The sequence below is a fragment of the Mariniluteicoccus flavus genome (assembly GCF_054776655.1).
The window spans coordinates 182,687-203,955 of the sequence record NZ_BAAHBN010000005.1; the positions used below are offsets into that span (position 1 = coordinate 182,687).

Annotated in this window: 22 protein-coding genes; 19 read left to right on the forward strand and 3 right to left on the reverse strand. The window is 71.3% G+C overall.

Translation table 11 applies throughout. The features are described from left to right. Positions 1-261 precede the first annotated feature (261 nt). From ACYVAG_RS10475 to ACYVAG_RS10530, 12 genes are all read left to right on the forward strand, one after another. Positions 262-1,323 carry a YeeE/YedE family protein gene (locus ACYVAG_RS10475; protein WP_460769468.1) on the forward strand — a complete coding sequence of 354 codons (1,062 nt, stop codon included), beginning with the start codon at positions 262-264 and terminating at the stop codon, positions 1,321-1,323. A gap of 52 nt (positions 1,324-1,375) precedes the next feature. Further along, the gene (locus ACYVAG_RS10480) at positions 1,376-1,603 is read left to right on the forward strand and encodes a sulfurtransferase TusA family protein (RefSeq protein WP_460769470.1); all 228 of its coding nucleotides are present in this window, start codon (positions 1,376-1,378) and stop codon (positions 1,601-1,603) included. A 125-nt stretch (positions 1,604-1,728) separates the two neighbouring features. Continuing rightward, on the forward strand, positions 1,729-2,343 hold the full coding sequence (locus ACYVAG_RS10485; protein ID WP_460769618.1) for a peptidyl-tRNA hydrolase: 615 nt from the start codon (positions 1,729-1,731) through the stop codon (positions 2,341-2,343). Positions 2,344-2,467: 124 nt separating this feature from the next. After that, positions 2,468-3,997, forward strand: a complete 1,530-nt coding sequence (locus ACYVAG_RS10490; protein WP_460769471.1) for an ABC transporter substrate-binding protein — start codon at positions 2,468-2,470, stop codon at positions 3,995-3,997. Between the two features lie 15 nt (positions 3,998-4,012). Then, positions 4,013-4,981, forward strand: a complete 969-nt coding sequence (locus ACYVAG_RS10495) for an ABC transporter permease (RefSeq protein ID WP_460769473.1) — start codon at positions 4,013-4,015, stop codon at positions 4,979-4,981. After that, positions 4,978-5,865 carry an ABC transporter permease gene (locus ACYVAG_RS10500; protein ID WP_460769475.1) on the forward strand — a complete coding sequence of 296 codons (888 nt, stop codon included), beginning with the start codon at positions 4,978-4,980 and terminating at the stop codon, positions 5,863-5,865. Before ACYVAG_RS10495 ends, ACYVAG_RS10500 begins: the two co-directional genes overlap by 4 nt. Continuing rightward, positions 5,862-7,055 (forward strand): anhydro-N-acetylmuramic acid kinase, encoded by a 1,194-nt coding sequence (locus ACYVAG_RS10505; protein WP_460769477.1) that lies wholly within the window; start codon positions 5,862-5,864, stop codon positions 7,053-7,055. Before ACYVAG_RS10500 ends, ACYVAG_RS10505 begins: the two co-directional genes overlap by 4 nt. Then, positions 7,052-8,617 carry a GNAT family N-acetyltransferase gene (locus tag ACYVAG_RS10510; RefSeq protein WP_460769478.1) on the forward strand — a complete coding sequence of 522 codons (1,566 nt, stop codon included), beginning with the start codon at positions 7,052-7,054 and terminating at the stop codon, positions 8,615-8,617. Before ACYVAG_RS10505 ends, ACYVAG_RS10510 begins: the two co-directional genes overlap by 4 nt. After that, a complete protein-coding gene (locus ACYVAG_RS10515; protein ID WP_460769480.1) occupies positions 8,614-10,239 on the forward strand; it encodes an ABC transporter ATP-binding protein in 1,626 nt (541 codons plus the stop codon). The genes ACYVAG_RS10510 and ACYVAG_RS10515 overlap by 4 nt, the downstream gene beginning before the upstream one ends. Beyond that, the gene (locus tag ACYVAG_RS10520) at positions 10,236-11,291 is read left to right on the forward strand and encodes an asparaginase (protein WP_460769482.1); all 1,056 of its coding nucleotides are present in this window, start codon (positions 10,236-10,238) and stop codon (positions 11,289-11,291) included. Before ACYVAG_RS10515 ends, ACYVAG_RS10520 begins: the two co-directional genes overlap by 4 nt. A 127-nt stretch (positions 11,292-11,418) precedes the next feature. Next, positions 11,419-12,228, forward strand: coding sequence for a spermidine synthase (locus ACYVAG_RS10525; RefSeq protein ID WP_460769484.1), 810 nt, complete (start codon positions 11,419-11,421; stop codon positions 12,226-12,228). Positions 12,229-12,272: 44 nt separating this feature from the next. Then, on the forward strand, positions 12,273-13,016 hold the full coding sequence (locus tag ACYVAG_RS10530) for a class E sortase (protein ID WP_460769486.1): 744 nt from the start codon (positions 12,273-12,275) through the stop codon (positions 13,014-13,016). A gap of 259 nt (positions 13,017-13,275) precedes the next feature. On the opposite strand, the gene pyrE is transcribed toward ACYVAG_RS10530, so the two are convergent. Next, positions 13,276-13,845: an orotate phosphoribosyltransferase gene (gene pyrE, locus ACYVAG_RS10535; RefSeq protein WP_460769487.1), complete on the reverse strand. Its 570-nt coding sequence runs from the start codon at positions 13,843-13,845 to the stop codon at positions 13,276-13,278. 86 nt (positions 13,846-13,931) lie between these two features. On the opposite strand from pyrE, the gene ACYVAG_RS10540 reads away from it, so the two are divergent. The 5 genes from ACYVAG_RS10540 to ACYVAG_RS10560 all read left to right on the forward strand — a co-directional run bounded on the left by ACYVAG_RS10540 (position 13,932) and on the right by ACYVAG_RS10560 (position 18,528). Continuing rightward, positions 13,932-15,053, forward strand: coding sequence for a LemA family protein (locus ACYVAG_RS10540; protein ID WP_460769489.1), 1,122 nt, complete (start codon positions 13,932-13,934; stop codon positions 15,051-15,053). Positions 15,054-15,266: 213 nt separating this feature from the next. After that, positions 15,267-15,788 carry a hypothetical protein gene (locus ACYVAG_RS10545; RefSeq protein ID WP_460769491.1) on the forward strand — a complete coding sequence of 174 codons (522 nt, stop codon included), beginning with the start codon at positions 15,267-15,269 and terminating at the stop codon, positions 15,786-15,788. Next, complete coding sequence (locus ACYVAG_RS10550) at positions 15,788-17,557, forward strand: M23 family metallopeptidase (RefSeq protein ID WP_460769493.1); 1,770 nt, start codon at positions 15,788-15,790, stop codon at positions 17,555-17,557. Before ACYVAG_RS10545 ends, ACYVAG_RS10550 begins: the two co-directional genes overlap by 1 nt. Continuing rightward, positions 17,550-18,107: a hypothetical protein gene (locus ACYVAG_RS10555; protein WP_460769495.1), complete on the forward strand. Its 558-nt coding sequence runs from the start codon at positions 17,550-17,552 to the stop codon at positions 18,105-18,107. Before ACYVAG_RS10550 ends, ACYVAG_RS10555 begins: the two co-directional genes overlap by 8 nt. 103 nt (positions 18,108-18,210) lie before the next feature. Continuing rightward, positions 18,211-18,528 (forward strand): DUF2853 family protein, encoded by a 318-nt coding sequence (locus ACYVAG_RS10560; protein WP_460769497.1) that lies wholly within the window; start codon positions 18,211-18,213, stop codon positions 18,526-18,528. A 21-nt stretch (positions 18,529-18,549) separates the two neighbouring features. On the opposite strand, the gene ACYVAG_RS10565 is transcribed toward ACYVAG_RS10560, so the two are convergent. Next, the gene (locus ACYVAG_RS10565; RefSeq protein WP_460769499.1) at positions 18,550-18,843 is read right to left on the reverse strand and encodes a hypothetical protein; all 294 of its coding nucleotides are present in this window, start codon (positions 18,841-18,843) and stop codon (positions 18,550-18,552) included. Positions 18,844-18,929: 86 nt separating this feature from the next. On the opposite strand from ACYVAG_RS10565, the gene ACYVAG_RS10570 reads away from it, so the two are divergent. Together ACYVAG_RS10570 and ACYVAG_RS10575 are read left to right on the forward strand one after the other, a co-directional pair. Continuing rightward, complete coding sequence (locus ACYVAG_RS10570; RefSeq protein ID WP_460769500.1) at positions 18,930-19,415, forward strand: hypothetical protein; 486 nt, start codon at positions 18,930-18,932, stop codon at positions 19,413-19,415. Continuing rightward, positions 19,412-20,758 (forward strand): MinD/ParA family ATP-binding protein, encoded by a 1,347-nt coding sequence (locus tag ACYVAG_RS10575; protein WP_460769502.1) that lies wholly within the window; start codon positions 19,412-19,414, stop codon positions 20,756-20,758. Before ACYVAG_RS10570 ends, ACYVAG_RS10575 begins: the two co-directional genes overlap by 4 nt. A gap of 127 nt (positions 20,759-20,885) precedes the next feature. Here ACYVAG_RS10575 and ACYVAG_RS10580 read toward each other — a convergent pair whose 3' ends face one another. Then, entirely contained in the window at positions 20,886-21,215 is a 330-nt protein-coding gene (locus tag ACYVAG_RS10580; RefSeq protein ID WP_460769503.1) for a hypothetical protein, read from the reverse strand. Between the last annotated feature and the right edge of the window lie 54 nt (positions 21,216-21,269).

A 21,269-nucleotide genomic window follows, 5' to 3' on the forward strand; every position in this document is an offset into this window, starting at 1 on the left:
GGAAGGGGTGACCCCTCGTCACGCTCGCCCAGGGTCAGAGCCGGAACTTCGGCGCTGCCTCCGTCGCCGCAGCTGCGTCGGCTTCCGGCGGGAGCGCCGCCGCCAGCTGGTCGCGCCAGGACGCGGAGGGTTCCGGTGGAGGTTTCCGGTTGCTTGCCCCGTTCTCGCGATGTGATCCGTCTTGACTATGGGTCCATAGGAACGGGTAATGTTTCGGTGTCGCGACGCCTCGCGACGTCCCCCGTTCATCCAGGAGTCCACATGCCCATCACGGGTCTGTTCCTCGGCGCGCTGCTCGGCTTCGTGCTCCAGCGCGGCCGCTTCTGCGTCACCGGTGCGTTCCGTGACGTGTTCCTCGCCCGCCGCTATCGCTTCCTGATCGCCTTCCTCATCGTGATCGCCGTCCAGAGCATCGGCGTCTTCGCGCTCCAGTCCGCCGGCGTGATCACCCTGTCCCACAAGGCATTGCCGTGGGCCGCGGTCCTCCTCGGCTCGCTGATCTTCGGCGTCTCGATCGTCCTGGCCGGAGGCTGCGCCACCGGCACCTACTACCGCGCCGGTGAAGGGCTGGTCGGCAGCTGGATCGCCCTCGTCGCGTACGCGGGTTTCGCCGCCGTCATGAAGTTCGGCGCGCTCAAGCCCTTCGACCAGGCCGTCCAGGCCCAGACCGTGCCGGCCACCACGATCCAGAACACCCTCGGCATCTCGCCGTGGATCCTCGTCGGCCTGTTCACCGTGGGCGTGGGGTACGCCGCGTACCGTCACCTGAACAGGCCCGCCCTCAAGGTCGCCCAGCTGCCCGCCGAACGCACCGGCCTGGCGCACGTGCTGTTCGAGAAGCAGTGGCACCCGTTCGTGACCGCCGTGATCATCGGCCTCATCGCGATCGCTGCCTATCCGCTGAGCTATGCGGCCGGGCGCAAGTCGGGCCTCGGCATCACCACGCCGTCGGCGAACCTCACCAACTATCTGGTCACCGGCAACGCCAAGCTCGTCGACTGGGGTGTGTGGCTCGTCGTCGGAATCCTTGTCGGCTCGTTCATCGCGGCGAAGGCGAGCGGCGAGTTCCGCGTACGCGTGCCCGACGGCCCGACCATCGTGAAGTCGATCTTCGGCGGCGTCGGCATGGGCATCGGCGCCGCGCTTGCGGGCGGCTGCACCATCGGCAACTCGATGGTCCAGACGGCCCAGTTCTCCTATCAGGGCTGGCTTTCGTTCCTCATGACCTTCATCGGCGTGGGCATCGGCGCCCGCCTGTTCATCACCCGTCCGGCCAGGGCCAGCGCGCAGGGCAGCGTACGCCCGGCGCTGGTGAACGCCTGACTCATCGACTCGGTGCGCTCGCTCGGAGAGCGTTTTAGGAAAGGAAACCTTTATGGCCAAGCATGTTCTCGAGACCGCGGGCGAGGTCTGCCCGTTCCCGCTCGTCGAAGCCAAGCGCGCGATCGCCGGCCTGCCCGCCGGTGACGAGCTCGTCATCAACTTCGACTGCACCCAGGCGACCGAGTCGATCCCCGCGTGGGCGGCCGAGTCGGGCTTCCCGGTGACCGACTATCGCAAGCTCGGCGACGCCGGCTGGACGATCACGGTCCAGAAGTCCTGACCCACACCTGAACCACGCCGGTGGCCGGCTCCCCTGCGGGGGCCGGCCATCGGCGTTCGCCGCCTCGGGGCGATGTCGTCGATGATGTCACCATGGTGACCGAGGAACCTGATGTGCCCTGGGCGATGCAGCTCGTGCTGCGCCACGACAAGGTCGACCCGGCCGGACACCTCGAGTCGTGTGAGGCCGGGGCGCGCGCCGTCGTGGCCCTGCTGGCGAGCCCGGAGGCCACCGACGGCGACTGGCGGCCGGCGGTGGACTTCTGGCGCGACGGTCGCATCCGCAAGCTGGTCCGGCGGGCGCGCGGCAAGCGATGGGACGACGTGCAGGCGTTGCCGGGAATCACCGTGGAACAGGGAAAGGCGGCCGTACGCGCCCTCGTGCCGGGTCCGGTCCGCCCGCTCGTCCCCGAGCTGGACCGCCTGCAGGTGAGCGGGACGGAGTTGCCGCTGGAGCCGGCACCTGTGACCGCCGAGGCGCTCGTCGCGATAGGCATCAGCCCCCTGATCACGATGACCACGGGCAAGGCGGTGGCCCAGTGCGGCCACGCGGCCCAGCTCGCGTGGGAGGCGATGGAGGGGGAGGCGCAGGAGCGGTGGCGGGCGGCAGGGTTCGGCGTACGCGTGGTCCCGATGAGCGAGGACGCCTGGGCGGCCCGGCCCGGCGACGTGCAGGTGGTCGATGCGGGATTCACCGAACTGGACGGGCCGACGGAGACCACGCGGGCGTGGTTCGGCTGAGGGTCGTTCGACCGGCTCGAATCGTGACCTGCAGGGTTGCGTAAACGGTTTACACGCCCCGTTGGGCATATGTACGTTGGCTACACGGCCGCGGCGCAGCGTGCCGCTACGCAAGGAGGAAGTCGTGTCCAGCATTCCCCGGTTCCTGACCGTCCTGGCCCTCTCGGCCGGACTCACGGCGTGCGGTGGGGGTGGCGCGGTCGACCAGCAGCCCAGGGCGGCGGGCGGCGCCGGAGGGGCCGCGGTGGTCGGCGTGACGACCGATCCCGACACGCTCTTCCCGTGGAAGGCCACGCAATTCCAGGCCGTCAACGTCATCCAGAACCTCTACGGCACGCTGACCGAATTCGATCAGAACCTCAAGGTCGTGCCCGGCCTCGCCCAGTCGTGGACGCCGTCCGGCGACGGCAAGACTCTCACGCTGAAGCTGCGTACGGGGGTGAAGTTCGCCGACGGATCCGACTTCGACGCGACCGACGTCAAGAGCTCGCTCGACCGCATCAAGGACGAGAAGACCGCGGCCGTCTCGCGCACCTCGCTGGCCAACGTCAGCGCCACCAGGATCGTCGACCCCCAGACGATCGAGCTGACCCTGTCCGCTCCCGACGCCGCACTGCCCGCGAACCTGGCCACCGCCAACATGGCCATGCTGTCCTCGGACGACACCGAAGAGAAGCTCAAGACCCAGCCCAACGGCACCGGGCCCTTCGACTTCGACAAGCGCGTGCCGAGCCAATCGATCACCCTGAAGAAGAACCCGGCCTATTGGGGCGACAAGGCGAAGCTCGACTCGGTCGAGTTCCGCGTGATCCCCGACGAGAACGCCATCGTCTCGGCGATGCAGGCGGGCAACGTCCACCTCGCCGTCATCAACGACCCGTTGGTCGCGAAGAACGCCGAGGGCTCCCTGCGGGTCGCGAAGACGCCCCAGCTGAACTACCACGCCCTGCAGTTGCACGCGAAGAAGGGCCCGCTGACCGACCTCAACGTACGCCTGGCCATCCAGTGTGCGATCGATCGCCAGCAGGTGTTGGACACGGCCGCCCTCGGCGAGGGTGAGGTCACCGGCCCCATCACCTCGCCGGCGTTCAAGAGCGATCCCGCGGCGCGCCCCTGCCCCAAGCGCGACGTGGCGAAGGCGAAGGACTACCTCCAGAAGGCCGGCAAGCCTGCTGTGGCAGTGAAGACGATCGTGTCGCAGGGCGAGTACGCCACGTCGGTCAACGAGGCCCAGAACCTCAAGGCGCAGCTCGCCGAGGCCGGCATCGACCTCCAGCTTGAGGTGCTCGAGTCGGGCGCGTTCGTGAAGCGGTGGGTGGCCGCCGACTTCGAGGCCGCCGTCGCGCTGAACGGCGGGCGACCCGATCCGGACGGCGCGTACGGCCGGTATTTCACGAGCAACGGGAACCTGAACAAGGTCGCGGGCTATGCGTCGCCCACACTTGACGAGCTCTTTACCCGCGGCAAGGCCAGCACGTCGGAAGCCGAGCGCAAGGAGATCTACACCAAGGTGGGCAGGGAACTCGAGGACAACGCCGCGTGGATCTGGCTGTTCACCGGTTACACCTACACGGCGACGACGCAGCAGGTCGGGGGGTTCACGCCGATGGCGACCGGTGGGCTGCAATCCCTGCGGACGACCACGGTCAACTGACGGGCGGCTGCTGCGTTGCGTGACTTCCTGCACCACCCCGTCGTGGCCCGGCTGGGGTCGGCGGTGGCGACGCTCCTGGGTGTCGCCGTCGCGGTTTTCCTCATGTTGCGGGCGATTCCGGGCGACCAGATCCTCGCCGGCCTCGGCACCGAGGCTGCCGCGCTGACGCCCGACCAACGCCGGGACCTGGAGGCCTACTACGGGCTCGACCAGCCGCTGGTGGGCCAGTTCTTCAGCTGGCTCGGTCAGGTCATGACGGGGAACCTCGGCTTCTCCTCGCGCGCACAGACCAGCGTCGTCGACCTGATCGGCGCCGCCCTGCCGGTCACGGTGGAGCTGGCCGTGCTGTCGATCGCCATCGCCCTGGCGGTGGGGATCCCCGTCGGCATGATGGCCGCGAGCCGTCCCGATTCCGCTCGCGACGGTGCGGGACAGGCGTTCGCCCTCGTGGGGTTGAGCGTGCCTGCCTTCCTGCTGGCCACGGTGCTGCTCACCTGGGCCTCGCGGTCCCTCGGGTTCAACCCGAACGGCAAGCCGTACGCGTCCCTGCTCACGAATCCGGGCCTCAACCTGCAACAGATGCTGATGCCGGCACTCACTCTGGGCCTCGGCATCTCTGCGCCCATCGTGCGCACGACCCGCACCGCCGTGATGGAGATCCGCGGTCTCGACTTCATCCGCACGGCCCGGGCGAAGGGCGTGCCGCCGCGGCGGCTCCAGACCCGCCACGTCCTGCGCAACGCCCTGGTGCCGATCATCACCATGACGGGGCTCCAGTTCGGCTATCTGTTGGGCGGCGCGGTCGTCGTCGAGCAGGTGTTCTCGCTGCCCGGCATCGGTCGGCAGGTGCTGCTGGGGATCCAGCAGAAGGAGTACGCCGTCGTCCAGTCCACGGTGCTCATGATCGCCCTGGCGTTCGTGCTCGTGAACCTCGCCACCGACCTCCTCTATCGGGTCGTCGACCCGCGGGTGCGTGCGTCGTGAGTGACGTCAATCCGCTCCCGGCAACAGATCTCGGGCCAGCCACAGCGGGGGGAAGGCGGTCATGGCGCCGGCTCCTGCGGTCGGTGACCGGAGTCGTCGGCCTTGTCCTGATGACGGTCATCGTCCTGCTGGCCGGTCTGGCGTGGGTGGGCGCGGTCCCGTTCGACCCGCTGGCCCAGAACGCTCCCCAGCGCCTGAGACCACCGTCGGGCCAGCACCTGTTCGGCACCGACCAGTTCGGGCGCGACGTGTTCTCGCGCGTGTGCGCCGGGCTGGGCAGTTCGGTGCGCATCGCCGTGGTCTCGGTGGCGATCGCCGCGACGCTCGGCACCCTGGCCGGCCTTGTGGGCGGCTATTTCAGGAAGGCGACCGACGTCGTCCTCGGTGGCATCGCCAACGTGCTGTTCGCCTTCCCGCCCCTGCTGCTCGCCCTGACCCTGGCATCGGTGCTCGACCGCAACTGGTTCACGGTCGCGGTCGCGATCGCCGTCGTCTATGTGCCGATCTTCTATCGCGTCACGCGCGGGCCGGTGCTGTCGCTGCGGGAGGTCGAGTTCGTCCGCGCCGCCGTGAGCACGGGACAGGGGCCGTGGTCGGTGATGTTCCGCCACGTCCTCCCGAACATCGCGCCGCTGGTGATCGTCCAGGTCGCCCTGTCGCTGTCGTGGGCGGTCCTGACCGAAGCCGCGCTCTCGTTCCTCGGCCTCGGCACCCCACCACCCGCACCCTCGTTGGGATCGATGATCTTCGAGGCCAAGAACACCGTCTATATCGCCCCCTGGACGATGATCGCGCCCGGCGTGCTGGTCGTGGTCCTCGTCGCGGCCCTCAACCTGCTCGGCGACGGGCTGCGCGACGTCATCGACCCGCGCGATCGTCGATGACGAAGGGAAAGCTTCACATGCGCGTGCTCGGCATGATCTCGGGAACATCCCACGACGGCATCGACGCGGCCGTCGTCGACTTCACCCTCGACGGTGACCGGCTGCGGGCGGCCGTGGTGCACGGGTCGTCGACGGAGTATGCGCCCGAACTGCGTTCCCGCATCGTGGCGAGCCTGCCGCCGCGGGCGACGACGATGGACGAGGTGTGTCGTCTGGACACCCTGGTGGGGCAGGCGTTCGCGGACGTCGCCGTGGGGGTCGCGCAGGAGGTGGGCGGGGTCGACGCGATCGCCTCGCACGGTCAGACGATGTTCCACTGGGTGGACGGCGGGCACGCCTTCGGCAGCCTCCAGCTCGGACAGCCCGCGTGGATCGCCGAGCGCACCGGGGTTCCGGTGATCGCCGACCTCAGGTTGCGGGACGTGGCGGCGGGAGGTCATGGCGCCCCCCTTGTGCCGATCCTCGACGAGCTTCTCCTTGCAGGCATGGGGGAACCGGCCGCCGCGCTCAACCTCGGTGGCATCAGCAACGTCACGGTGGTGGCCCCGGGAAAGCCGTCGATCGCGTACGACATCGGGCCCGCGAACGCCCTGGTCGATGCGGTGGTGCAGGACCGCGGGCTCGACCCGCGCGGCTACGACGCCGACGGGCGGCTGGCCGCAGCCGGGACGGTGGACGCGTCGGTCCTGGCGCGCTTCCTCGATGAGCCGTACTACGCGTTGCCGGCCCCCAAGAGCACGGGGAAGGAACTGTTCCACCTGGCCTATGTGGACGAGAAGCTGGCGGGCGCCACCATCAGCGACGCCGACCTCGTCGCCACCCTCACGCGGCTGACGGCGGAGGTGGTCGGTCGAGACCTGCGGGCAGCGGGCGTACGCCGTGTCGTGGCCGCAGGTGGGGGCTGCGCCAACCCCGTCCTCATGCGGTGGCTGGCCGAGATGGCCCACCCCGTCGCGGTCGAGACGACCGACGCGCTCGGCATCCCCACCGCGACCAAGGAGGCGATCGCCTTCGCCCTTCTGGGGTGGTGCACGCTGCACGGGCTCCCGGGCAACGTGCCCTCGGCGACGGGAGCCGCGGGGTCGCGGGTGCTGGGTTCCATCACACCCGGACGCGACCCCCTCCGTCTCCCGGACCCCGTGGAATCGCTGCCCTCATTGGAGATCGTGGGGAGGGCGGCGTCCGCATGATCGAACTGCGTCCGGCAGCAGAACGCGACCTCGACGGGATCGTCGAGGTGTTCCGCGCGTGCTGGACGCACAGCTATGCGGCCTTCGCGACTGACGAGGAGCTGGCGCGGCTCGACGAGAGGGCGAGCCGACACATGTGGGCGGGGGCGCTGGCCGGCGGAGGGGTGAGCGTGGCGGTGGAGGGCGACAAGGTCTGCGGGATCCTGCGCCATTCGGTGGAGGGCGACCGCGTCGACGTCCACTCGCTGTATGTCGATCCGCGATGGCAGAGTGGCGGATTGGGCACGCGGCTGCTCGAACACGCGCGTGCCGACGGGGCCCGGCGGGGCGCTGTGCGCGGGAGGCTGTGGGTCTTCGCCGACAATGCCGCCTCACGCGCGTTCTACGCCTCGCGCGGCTGGCTCCCGGACGGGGTGACGCGTACGCAGGATGCCTTCGGCCTGCCGGAGGTGCGGCTGGCGTACGCAGACACCCCCGGCTCGCTGTCGGACGCCGCTGAATGGCTGTGCAGCAAGGACATCCTGCTGTCCGGAGAGTTCGGGCCGGCCGGCGTCGTCCTAGCCGTCGACGGCGCGTTCGCGGTGGCCGGGGACCGCGGGCCCGGGCTGCGCGGGATGACCCTGGACACGTGGTTCGACCTCGCGTCGGTGACCAAGCTCGTCACGACGTGTTGCCTGATGACGTTGGCGTCGCGCGGCGCGGTCCGGCTCGACGATCCCGTGTCACGCTGGGTCCCCGAGGTGGAGGGGGCGACGGTGCGCGACCTGCTCCACCACCGCGGTGGCTTCGTCGCCTGGCAACCGCTGTATGTGGAGGCGCACTGTGACGCCGACGCCGCGATGCGCGTGCTGGCAGCGATCCCGCGCCAGGAGGCACCCGCGGGGCGGGTCTATTCCGACCTCGGTTTCATGGTTCTCGGGGCGGTGGTGGCAGCGGCGTTCGGGGCCAGCCTCGACGAGGCCGTTGACGCGCTGCTCGCGCGTCCGCTGGGACTCGACCTGGCGTACCGGCCTCGAGGTCCGGTGGCCGCCAGCGCCCTTGACGACCGCATCGAGCGGCGCATGGTCGAGGACGGGAATCCTTATCCCGTGACGATTCCCGGCGGGTTCGACGGCTGGCGAACCGGCCTGGTCGTGGGAGAACCCAATGACGGGAACGCCCAGCACGCTTTCGGTGGCGTCGCCGGCCACGCGGGGTGCTTCGCGACAGTGCCTGCGCTCCACTCCTTGGGTGCGGCGCTCGCGAACGCCGAGGAGCACGCCGATCTCTGGCGTCCCGACGTGGTCGCCGCGTTCCTCGCCGAAGGTCCGGAACAGGGTCAGGCGGCGGGATTCCGGACCCATCGGTTGAGCGACGGCCGCATCTTCCACCACCACCCCGGATTCACGGGGTGTGTCCTCGGCTTCGTCGCCGACCCGATCCCTGAGCGGCGCCACGTGGTGGCCATCGGGGCCAACCGGCTGGTGTCCGGACAGCAGGCCGAGCCCGGGGCCGAGCTTCGGCCCGTCCCCACCCAGCGCCTGCGCGATGTCGTGCTGGCCGCAACTCTGGAGGCCCGATGAGTGAGACGCCGCCGGTCGTGGAACTGCGCGACCTCAGCATCGCCTTCCGCACCGCGGACGGAACCCGCGAGGCCGTCCGGCACGTCGACCTGACCGTCCGCGCCGGCGAGACGGTCGCCATCGTCGGCGAGTCGGGCTCGGGCAAGTCCACCACGGCGGCGGCGATCAACCGCCTGCTCGCCGACAACGCGACCATCACGACCGGCACGATCCTCTTCCAGGGTGAGGATGTGGCCACCTTCTCGGAGGGGCGCATGAGGGGACTTCGCGGGGCGAGCATCGGTCTGGTGCCCCAGGACCCGATGTCGAACCTCGACCCGTTGATGACGGTCGGCGACCAGATCGGGGAGGCGCTGGAGGTCCACGGCGTGGCCCACGGCGCCGAACTGCGAGGCCGCGTGCTCGAGCTGCTCGAGGCGGTCGGCATCGGTGATCCGGGGCGGCGGGCGCGTCAATATCCGCATGAGTTCTCCGGGGGCATGCGTCAGCGGGTCCTCATCGCCATGGGCCTTGCGTGTCGGCCCGCGCTCCTCATCGCCGACGAGCCCACGTCCGCACTCGACGTCACGGTGCAGCGCCGCGTACTGGACCAACTCGCGCAGCTGACCGGCGAACTCGGCACCGCCGTGGTCCTGATCACCCATGACCTCGCGCTGGCCGCCGAACGGGCCGATCGCGTCGCGGTGATGTATCGCGGCGAGGTCGTGGAGGAGGGAGCCGTCCATGACGTGCTCTCGCATCCCCAGCACGATTACACGCGGCGTCTGCTCGGGGCCATTCCCGGATTGAATGCGGTCACGCGCGAGCCCCGGCCGGCCACCGAGGCGCTGGCGGAGGCCCGCGGCCTGGTGAAGGTGTTCCGGGTCCGGGGCGAGCGCGGACGCGGCCTGACCGATTTCACCGCCGTCGACGGCGTTGACCTCACCATCCCGCGCGGGGCGACGGTGTCGCTCGTCGGGGAGTCGGGCTCGGGCAAGTCCACCGTGGCCAACATGGTGCTCGGTCTCGAGGAGCCCACGTCCGGCACGATCTTCTTCGATGGGGCGCCCCGGCCTACCGACCGGGCTGGTCTGAAGGCGTTCCGTCGCCGCGTACAACCGGTGTTCCAGAACCCGTTCGCGAGCCTCGATCCCCGCTACACCGTGGAGCGGTCGATCGCCGAGCCGCTGCAGGTGCACGGGGTCGGCTCGCGTGACGAGCGACGGAACCGCGTCCGGGACCTGCTTGAGCGCGTGTCCCTGCCTGCCGAGCTGACCAGCCGGCTGCCCCACGAACTCTCCGGCGGGCAGCGCCAACGCGTGGCGATCGCCCGCGCCCTCGCCCTCAATCCGGACCTGGTCGTCCTGGACGAGGCCGTCTCGGCGCTGGACGTGTTGGTGCAGGACCAGATTCTCGAGCTGCTGGCGAGACTGCAGGAGGAGATGGGGCTCAGCTATCTCTTCATCTCCCACGATCTCGCCGTGGTGCGGGCGATCTCCGACGAGGTCCATGTGATGCAGCAGGGGAGGATCGTGGAGTCCGGAACGCCGGCGCAGCTGTTCGCCGCACCGCGCGTGGACTACACGCGGGAACTGTTGGCGGCCATCCCGGGCGCCGGGCTCAGCGGGAAGGACCCCTCGTGAGTGCGCGCGTCCTGGTCATCTACACCGGCGGCACGCTCGGCATGAGGCCGACCGATCATGGCTGGGAGCCGGGCGCCGATCTCGAGGGTTGGCTCGCGGGACTCGCGGCGGCGGAGCTGCCCGGGATCACCGTGGACCTCCTCACCCTCGAGCCCCTCATCGATTCGTCGAACGCCACGCCGCATGACTGGCAGCGGATCGTCGACGCGGTCAGGGACGGCGCGGAGGCGCACGACGGCATCGTGGTCCTGCACGGCACCGACACCATGGCGTTCGCGGCCGCGGCGCTGCACCATGCGCTGGGTCCCGTGCCGGTCGTGCTCACCGGGGCGCAGCGGTCGCTCGTCCTCGAGGACAGCGACGCGGGCGACAACGTGCTGGGCGCGGTGCGCCGCGCGCTCGACCCCGCCCTGGATCGCGTGGTGGTGTTCTTCGACGGAGAGGTCATCGACGGCGAGCGGGCGACCAAGGTCTCGTCCACCGCCGACCACGCGTTCGGGAGCGTGAACGGGTGCGACAGATCGCTCATCAGTGACGATCTCGAGGTGTCCAGGGGCACCGAGATGCCCGATCGTGAGCGATCTGTCGCACTCAAGCGCGATCGGGAGTCGCGGTCGCCGAGCGAGCGCCGGCGAGACGAGGAGCCGCGGCCCTTCGCCGACGTCGACCTCGTCGTCCTCACCCTCCACCCCGGCCTGCGCGCCGAGCGGCTCGCCGCCCAGCTGACCCCGCCGCCGCAGGCTGCGATCGTGCGGGCCTACGGCTCCGGGAACGCGCCCGACAACGACCCGGCGCTGCTGGCGGCGCTGGCCGAGGCGTCCGCCGCCGGGACCGTCGTGGTCGTCACGACCCAGTGCGGGCACGGAGGCGTGGAGCTGGGGCAGTACGCGGTGAGCCAGGGGTTGCTGGCGACCGGAGCGGTGTCGGGCGGCGACCTGGGGGTCGAGGCGCTGGTGGCCCTGCTGACGTTCCTGCTGAGCCAGGGGTTGGGCCCGGGCGAGGTGCGGGGTCAACTCGCGGAGCGTGTGCTGAGCTCGGCCGCTCGCGGCTGAGACGAAGTGCTCGCTCAGTCAGGGTGACTTGGCGTGTCCGATCGCACGCTCGATTCGCTCGAGTGGTCCGGCAGAGCCATTCCGATGGATCGAGCGTTCGATCCAGCACGCCCCGTAGGATTCCCGCGTGACTGACGCCCGGCTCGTGCCCGATCCCGACCGCGCCGGCGCCTTCACCGTGCGCGTCGGGGGCGCCGACCAGTCCTGGGTCGACCCCGACGACCCGACCCGGCTCGAGTTCGACTACATGCAGCGCATCGGCGACGCGCTCGACGCCCACGCCACCGAGGGCGAGCGGCTGCGTGTCGTCCACGTCGGCGGCGCCGGCATGACGCTGGCCCGCTATGTCGCCGCCACCCGGCCCACCTCGCCCCAGATCGTGCTCGAACCCGACGCCGAGCTCACCGCCGAAGTGCGCGAGGCCATCCCGCTGCCCCGCAACTCCGGCATCAAGGTCCGCCCCGTCGACGGCCGCGCCGGCATCGCCGAGATGCGCGACGACTTCGCCGACGTCGTCATCGTCGACGCGTTCGTGGGCGCGCGCGTGCCGGCCGAGCTGACGACGCGCGAGTTCCTCACCGACGTACGCCGGGTCCTGCTCGGCACCGGCACCGTGATGATGAACATCACCGACCACGCCCCGTTCTCCTACACCAGGCGCGTGCTGGCCGGCCTGGCCGAGGTGTTCGGGGAGGCCGTCATGTCGGCCGAGCCCTCGACGCTGAAGGGCCGCCGCTTCGGCAACGTGCTGCTGCTCGGCTCCGCCTCCCCCCTGCCGACCGACCGCCTGGCCCGCCGCGCCGCCGGGTCGGCCTTCCCCTATCGGGTGGTGTTCGGCGACCATCTCGCCCGGTTCCTCGGCGCTGCCGCCCCCTACACCGACGACGACGCCGAACGCTCGCCCGAGCCGCCTGGAGGACGCGCGTTCTTCAGCTGAGTCCGTGAGTTGGCCGGCGACACCCCGTCGGTGAGAATGGCCCCATGAGTCACGACCTGATGGACGACCTCGAGGACCGCCCCCGCACGGCGAGGCGCGGCATCTCGGCGTTCACGATCCTCGGCCTGCTCCTGGCGCTCGGCGGGCTCGGCGCCCTGGGCTATGTGGGCTATGAATATTTCGGCACCAACATCACGTCCCAGAAGGCGTTCGACGAACAGAAGTCGGGCCTGCGGTCGGAGTGGGACAAGAATCCGGTCCAACAGAACCAACAGCCCCAGAACGACCCGGCCAACAAGCCCGGGCTCCCGGGCCAGGCCCCCGCAGCCCAGCAGATGCGCGTTCCCGGCAACGCGATCGCGCTGCTCCGCATCCCCCGTCTGGGCAAGGAATACGAGGTGCCGATCCTCACCGGCACCGAGACGGCGACCCTGTCGAAGGGCGTGGGTTGGTATGAGAGCTCCGTACGCCCGGGCCAGGTCGGCAACTTCGCGCTGGCCGGCCACCGGGTGACCCACGGCGAGCCGTTCAAGCGCATCCTCGAGGTGAAGAAGGGCGACGAGGTGATCGTCGAGACGCGCGAGGCGATCTACACCTACGTGATGGACAGCTCTCCCGCCGACCTGACGGTCGACGACAAGGACACGTGGGTGCTCGACCCCGTGCCAGGCAAGAAGGGTGAACCCGCCAGCCAGCCGCTGATCACGCTCACGACGTGCCAGGACCTGTTCCACTCGGCCGACCGTTCGATCGGCTTCGGACACCTGGCGTCGACGAAGAACAAGTAGTTGGGGCTGGGGCGGGCGGCTTCGACTCGCTGGCGCTCGCTCAGCCAACGTGGGGGCGGTGGCTTCGACTCGCTGGCGCTCGCTCAGCCAACGTGGGGGCGGTGGCTTCGACTCGCTGGCGCTCGCTCAGCCAACGTGGGGGCGGGCGGCTTCGACTCGCTGGCGCTCGCTCAGCCAACGTGGGGGCGGGCGGCTTCGACTCGCTGGCGCTCGCTCAGCCAACGTGGGGCCGGGGCCCTCGCTCGGAGAACGTGGGCCGTCAGCCCAGGCCCAGGTCGCTCGCCGACACCGCGAAGCGATAGTCCAGCCTCTGCGCGCGGATGGCGTCGGCCGCGTCGGTGTTGCGGTCGACGATGACCGCCACCGCGACCACTTCCGCTCCGGCCTCGCGCAGCGCCTCCACCGCCGTCAGCGCAGAACCGCCCGTGGTCGAGGTGTCCTCGACCACGAGTACGCGGCGGCCGGCCACCTCGGTGCCCTCGATGCGGCGCTGCAGCCCGTGGGCCTTCTCCGACTTCCTCACCACGAACGCGTCGAGCCGCCCGCCGGCCGCCGCGGCCGCGTGCAGCATCGACGTCGCCACCGGGTCGGCGCCCAGCGTCAGCCCGCCGACGGCGTCGAAGTCGAGGTCGGCCACCAGTTCACGCATCACGCGCCCGACGATCGGAGCGGCCTCGCCGTCCAACGTCACGCGGCGCATGTCCACGTAGTAGTCCGCCTCACGCCCCGACGACAGCACCACCCGCTGGTGGACGACCGCCAGTCGGCGGATGTGGGCGATGAGCTGCTCGCGGTCTGCGTACCCCGGATCGGTCTGCGTGTCGGCCATGGCGCGAGGTTATCGCGACCGCAACCAGAGCCGCTCCCGTGACCGACTAGGCTTGCGGCACATTCCCGAACCAAGGAGTCACTCACGTGTCAGCCGCCCTCATCGTGATCCTCATCGTCCTGGCGCTCGTCCTGGTGCTCGGCATTGCGGCGATCAGCATGTACAACGGGTTCGCCAAGCAGCGCAACCTGATCCAGGAGTCGTGGCGTCAGGTCGACGTCGAGCTCAACCGCCGCTATGAGCTGATCCCGAACCTCGTCGAGACGGTGCGCGGCTATGCGGCCCACGAGCGCAACACCCTCGAGGACGTGACCCGCCTGCGCAACCAGGCTGCGGCCGTCGCCTCGCAGGAGGGCGGGACGCCGTCGGCCCAGCGCGCCCAGTCGGAAGAGGCCCTGTCGGGTGCCGTGCGCAACCTCCTGGTCTCGGTCGAGGCCTACCCCGACCTGAAGTCGAACCAGAACTTCCTCCAGCTGCAGCGCGAGCTGACCGACACCGAGGACCGCATCGCCGCGGGGCGTCGCTACTACAACGCGAACGTGCGCGAATACAACACCAAGATCGACTCGGTGCCGACCAACATCATCGCCTCGCTCGGCAAGTACGAGAAGGCGACCTACTTCGAGGTCAACGAGGCTGCGCGCCAGTCGCCCGACGTGAACTTCGGCTCGATCGCCTACCGCGGCGACGAGAAGCAGGCCCCGTCGCAGAGCCACCAGCCCGAGTCGCAGTCCTCGGCGCCGGCGCTGGAGTCGCAGCCGTCGCAGCAGCAGTACGGCCAGCAGCAGGGCCAGGCGTACGGCCAGCAGCAGGGCCAGGCGTACGGCCAGCAGGAACAGACCTACGAGCCGCAGGGCGTGCAGCAGGGCGGCTACCAGGTGCCGCAGGCCGCGCCGCAGCAGCAGTACGGCGACCAGGGCCAGTACGGCCAGCAGGGCCAGCAGCAGTACGGCGACCAGGGTCAGTACGGCCAGCAGGGCCAGCAGCAGTACGGCGACCAGCAGGCGGCGTACGGTTCGCAGCCGCAGTACGGCCAGCAGCCCACCGCGGGTCACCAGGGCCAGTTCGGCGAGCAGGGGCAGTACGCGGCCCCGGGGCAGGGCCAGCAGCCGCAGCAGGGCCAGAATCCCCAGAATCCCCAGAACCCGCAGAACCCGCAGAACCCCCAGGGTGGCTACCAGGCCCCGGGTGAGTGGAAGCAGAACTGATCCACCGCTGAACCTCGATCGCCGCGTCCCCAAGGGGGCGCGGCGATCGTCCTTTTCCCGGGCCGGGGTGTCACGAAACGTCCACTCGATCGGTCACAGGACCCCCCACGGCGCTTCTGCGCCGTCGAGTGGACCTTTCGTGACACCTCTGCGGTGGACCGCGCCGGGCTAGAGTTGGCGCGGTCCCCGATCCCGCCCGCCCCGAGGAGTGCCGTGCAGCGCTGGAAGCTCGTCGCCGCCGTGGCCGCCGTCGCAGCGGTGGTCATCGCGTCGGTGATCGTGCTGCTGGTGACCTCGACGCGCGAGGCCGTCACGCCGCCCCCGCCACCGGTCGAGTCGCAGGGCCCGCGCATCGACCGACCCACCCAGCCCCCCAGCCCGTCGGTGACCCCCCACATCGAGGACCGGCCGTCGAACCCCGACCAGGCGAACCAGATCAAGGTCGGCAACGCCTACATGGACGCGTTCCTCCAGCCCGGCAGCATCGAGGAGCGCGCCGCCCGGCTCAAAGAGTGGGGTACGCCCCAGAACGTCGAGCAGGCCAAGCTCACCAACCGCCTGCCCAACGCCCGGCGCAAGGGTGACGTCGCGCTCGACCCCACGAACGCGCGCCCCAACCAGACCCAGGCCCACGTGCAGCTCACCGACGGCTCCTGGTGGGCCATGACGCTGGTCAAGGACCCGACGGTGGCGGCCCAGTGGCGCGTCCACGTCGCGACCAGGGAGGGCCACTGATGTCGGCCCCGCTCGCGACGGCCTCGCGGGCGGTCCGCGCGGCGGCGCGGGAACTGACTGGGCCCCCGACTCCGGCACCGCGCCGACCGCGGGGCCCGCGACCACCCGGGCCCCACTGGCTCCCGTGGCTGCTCGCCGGCGGGGTGGTCGCCCTGGTCGGCGCGATCCTCACCGGCCTCGCCGCGGTCCAGCTCACCCCGCCGGTGAACACCTCGCTGGTGGCACCGACGATGAGTTGCGGCGGAACCACCCCGCTCAGCGCCGCCCCGCCGGGAGGCGGCACCGCGCCGCAGCCGCTCCCAGGGGGAGCGAACCCCCGGGGCGCCCCCGTCCGCAACCCCGAACTCGCCGCCCCCGAGAAGCTCGAGCAGCTCAACGAGATCCAGCTCCGCAACGCGAAGGCGATCGCCGTGGCGGCCCGTGCCGAGGGCGCCAACGCCCGCGCGATCGTGATGGCCTTCATGGCGGCGATGGTCGAGACGCGGCTCTACAACCTCGCGTCCGACGCCCCCGGCCAGGAGGAGTCGCTGCGCTTCCCCAACGACGGGGTGTCCATCGACCACGGCTCGGTCGGCATGTTCCAGCAGCAGCACTGGCACGGCACCCCCGCCGAGCGCATCGACATCGCCACCACCACCCGCCTGTTCCTCAAGGGGCGTACGCACCCCAGCGGCCAGCACGACCCGCCCGGCCTGTTCGACAAGCGCGAGTGGGAGACCCGCCCGGCGGGCGAGGTGATCCAGGAGGTGCAGCGCTCGGCCTTCCCCGGCCGCTATGCGGAGTTCGAGACCTTCGCCCAGGGCCTGCTCCAGCGCGTCGCCGGCGACGGCTCGATCGGCGCGGCGCCGACGATGGTCGGCGGCTGCGGGCCGGCGGCCTACCTCGGCGGCACGACCCCGCCACCGTGGCTCGTGGCGATGCTGCCCGGCGTCCAGCCCGACACCCTCCTGGTCGCCGGCGCGGTGGCGAACGCGTTCCCGAAGATCAAGGTCTACGGCGGCGTACGCGAGGACGCGCTGCCCTACCACCCGTCGGGCCGCGCCGTGGACATCATGACGAGCTCGGCGTTCGCCGACTTCACCAGCCCAGAGGCGGTCGCGTACGGCCAGGGCATCGCCGACCTCGTGACGAAGAACGCGCTCGCGCTCGGCGTCGACCACGTCATCTGGAACGCGAGGATCTGGTCCCACGGGCGTGCGGCGGAGGGGTGGCGCGACTGCGGTACGCCGGCGGCGGGCTGCTATGCGGGCCCCGACGACACCGCCGCCCATCGCGACCACGTCCACGTCACGACGTTCGGCAACGTGGGGCGCGGCATGCCGGCCGCGATGCCGGCCGGCTCGGTGGGGAGGGCGACCTCGCCGCTGCCGCCGCAGTTCCGGGGGAGCGGCAGCTTCGGCAAGACGGGGCCGATGTGGTCGTCGACCCACTCCGGCGAGGACTTCTCCGCCCCGCTGGGGACGCCGGTCTTCGCCGTGATGGACGGCGTCGTGGCGGCCCAGATCCCGGCGGGCTGGAACGGCATCCACGTCGTGATCGCCCACCCCGGCGGCGTGCACACCCACTACGCCCACCTGTCGCAGATGTCGGTGCAACCCGGCACGCAGGTGAGGGCCGGCCAGACGATCGGGCTGGTCGGATCGACCGGCAACTCGTCGGGACCCCACCTCCACCTCGAGTACTACCCGCCGGGCACCGCCCCCGGCAACGTCCGCGAGGCGCAGGACCCCATCGCGTTCCTGCTGGCCAACGGGGTGCGGTTTGGCTGAGGCGGCCGCGCTGTTCGGGCCCGACTCGTGGTGTGCGGCATGCGGCGAGGCGGTCGGGCCCGGCGCGCGCGTGGTGACCTCCACCCGGGGCGAGGCCGCGTACGCCGCGGTGCTGCACGCGGGCTGTGACGAGCCGACCGACGCGTACGCGGGGCGCGGCCAGCACCGCCTGGTCTGCAGCGCGCTGCCCGACGGGCGGCCGGCGCTCGTCGCGAACGTGGACGTGGACGTGGTCGCTGTGGACGCGGCGGGGGTGCCGGCGATCGCCGCGCCGCTCGAGTCGGCCGGCTGGGCGCGATGGCCCGCGGCGCCCGACGTGGTCGACGGCTGGGTCGAGCCGGGACGTGCGGTCGTGACGGTGCTGGGCGAGTGGCCGCTGGCGGCCGACCCGGCGTGGTGGGGGCTCGTCGAGGAGCGCGGTGAGCTGGTGGTGCTGGTGCTGGCCGACCGCCACGTCGATGCGTGGGCCCGCGCTGCGGGGTTCGCCGAGGTCGCCGCCTGGATCGACGACGCGGTCCTGCTGGCAGCGCGGGTGCGCGTACGCGGGTGAGCGCGCCGCACCCCCTCCCGGGTTCTGTCGGTGGGGCGGTCTATCGTCGTGCCAACCCGTTCCACACACGGGGCGGGGGTCTCGAACAGAGGGAGAAACCGCCATGGCCACCGACTGGGCCGCCGACGTGAAGAAGCACGTCCCGAACGCCGATGACGCGGCGATCGCCGGCATCGTCAAGCACTGCGGCATCGCGCTGCACAAGACCGACTCGGCGCTGGTGTCATTCAGCGACAAGGCCGAGACCGACCGGGTGAAGGCCGGCTTCCTCACCAAGAAGCTGGGTGTCACCGACGCCGCGAAGCAGGACGCAGCCATCAAGGCCGTGGGCGAGAAGCTTAAGGGGACGTCGCGCAAGAACCGCGTGACGGTCTACTACCTGCTGGCTGACCACGTCGACAAGCTGTCGCTGTTCAAGTGAGGTGAGCGGGTGCCTCGCGGCTCAGTCGCGGGGCGCCCGGTCGTCGTGGTCACGGTCGTCGCGCCGGGCGCGCAGCGCGCCGATGACGGCCAGCGCGGCGCCCGCCCAGCCTCCGAACACGAGGGGGCGTACGGACGGGACGCCGGTCAGCAACGCCGGGTCGACGGCGCGTACGAGCGACGCATTGCCGACCACCCACGCCACCAGCAGCGAGGCCGCGGCCCAGGCCGCGGCGCGCCACCAACCGCGTACGCGGGCCCGCGCGGCGACCAATGCCGCGAGGCCGGCGGCGAGGGCGAGCCCCGAGGGCACCATGTCAGCCCCTTCCGGCAGGCGGGGATTGGTCCTGCGATTGGTACGGTGGTGCGGCCCAGTGTTCCACGCTCCGAAGGGGTCGACCAATGGCGATGAATCCCGAGGCCGCCGGTCACTCGAGCATGCCGCCGCAGGGCGCGTACGCCCCGTGGGACCAGGCCGAAGCGCCCCGACAGGCGCCCGTCGAATGGCAGGTCATCGAGCAGGTCCCGGGTGACCCGTGGACCGCGGAGCTCGTGGTGTGGGCGGGCGAGGACATCGACGGTCTGGTCATCCCGCTGGACGATTCCCTGATGGGCGCGATCGCCGACCTGCGTCGACGCCAGGCCGACGTGGCGGCCCTCGACCACGACGACCCCGCGGTGCCGACCGACGGGCCGGGCGCTGATCCTGGTGCTGCTCGCGGCGAGACCTCGCGCGTCGGCTCGCTGCTGCAGGGCCTCGGCCGCAGCACCGGCTCGAGCCAGGCCGACCGCTGGCTCGCCGGCGTGCCTGTGAAGTTCCAGATCGCCGGGGCGGTGGCCCTCCTCGTCGTCTTCGTCCTCGTCATGCTCATCGGGAGCCTGATGTGAGTGAGTCGACCGGGTCCAGGCCGCGGCGGTCCTCGGCCGGCCAGCCGCCCGCGTGGTTCCGGCCCCAGGACCCGCCCCTGCCAGCCGGCCAGCGGCCGCCGCGCTCGGGAGCCTCAGCCCCGTCGGGTGCGTCCGCGCCATCGGGGGCGTCGGGTCCGCGGCCGGGTCCGCGGCCGGGTCCAGGAGGGTTTCCCGGTGGTCCGCCGCCCGGCGTCGACCCCCGCGCCCAACGCCCGTCGGGCCCGCTCCCGCAGGCCTGGCCGCCCCAGCCCGCCGGCCCCGGCTGGGGCCCGGCCCAGCCTCCCCAACAACAGCTGCCCCCGGCGTACGCGCCGGTGCCGGAGCAGGGGTTCACCGGGGACCCCCACGAGGACGGCTCCGGGCCGCGTCACGGCTGGTGGTCGCGGGTGTTCGGCGGCGACGAGTGGACGACGTCGGCCGAAGACCTGGGGTTGCTGGACGACTGGGAGACCATGCTGCAGGTCCTCGACGCGCCGGTCGACCAACATCGGGTGACGGTGTCGTCGCTCAAGGGCGGCGTGTCCAAGACGACCACGGTGCTGGGCGTCGGCACGGCCCTGGCCCTCCACCGGCGCGACGCCGTCTCGAGCATCGACGCGAACCCCCACCGCGGCACGCTCGCGGAGCGGCTGGGAGAGGAGCACCCGCGTACGGTCCGGGACCTCCTGAACAACCTGCGCCACATCCACACCGCGTCCGACCTGCGCCGATTCACGTCGGTGGCGCGGTCGCGGCTCGAGGTGTTGGCGGCGGAGAAGGACGTGGAGAAGCAGCAGGCGTTCTCGCCGACGGAATATGCGTCGGCCCTCCAGGTGATGTTGACGTTCCGGTCGGTGGTGCTGACCGACACGGGCACCGACCTGCTGCTGCCGCTGATGCGGGAGGTCTATCTGTCGACCGACTCGCTCGTGGTGCCGGCGACGACGGCTGACGACGGGTGGCGGCTGGCCCTGGAGACCCTGGCGTGGTGGGAACAGCGGGCGGCGGACGGTCGGCGGCTGGTCGCCGACGCCGTGGTGCCGTTGGTGCGGCTGCAGGCGTACGCGGTGTCCGACCCGAGCCGGCCGCCTCGGGGGCGCGAGCTGAAGCGGCTGGTGGACGAGTTCGAGGACGAGCAGGACGCGCGCGAGCAGGAGGTGCGGCGGCTGCTGGCGCCTCGGGTGCGGGCGGTTGTGTCGGTGCCGTACGACCCGGTGCTCAAGGCCGGCGGACCGTTCATCTGGGACGAGCTCCAGCCGGCGACGCAGGACGCGTACATCAACGTGGCGTACGAGGTCGCGAAAGGGTTCGGGGCGGGCACGCGGGCGCGTTCGTGGGTGTAGGGCGCGCTTGGGAGTGACTGGGAACCCGCGTACGCAGGGGGAACCCTGCATGGGGGCCGTCGAGTGGCGGGGAGGGTTCCGAGTGGGCCGGGTGGCTGACTGGGAACCGCGTACGCAGGGGGAACCCTCAGCGGCGCGTCACGGTGAGCGCCGCGATCCAGGCGAGCGTCGCGATGATGCCGGCGAGCGGGTGGACGACCATGACCCCCGCGCCGACGACGCAGCCGAGGACGCCGAGCAGGGCCTGGGCCCCACGCGAACGCTCGGTCCGTGCGGGGAGCACCCAGGGCGCGACGACCGCGGCGATCGGGAGGAGCCACGCGGCGGTCGGCAGGCCCGAGTCATCGCCGGCGGCGCGGAGAGCGCCGACGCCGACCAGCCAGAGATAGGCCTCTGCGGCGACGAGGGCGATCAGGGCGACGGCGGGGTCGGGGAGGCGGCTGGACGTCACGTTCACGAGGGGCCTCCGGGGGTCCTCGTCTCGCTGGCGCTCGCTCGGAGAGCGTGGGGT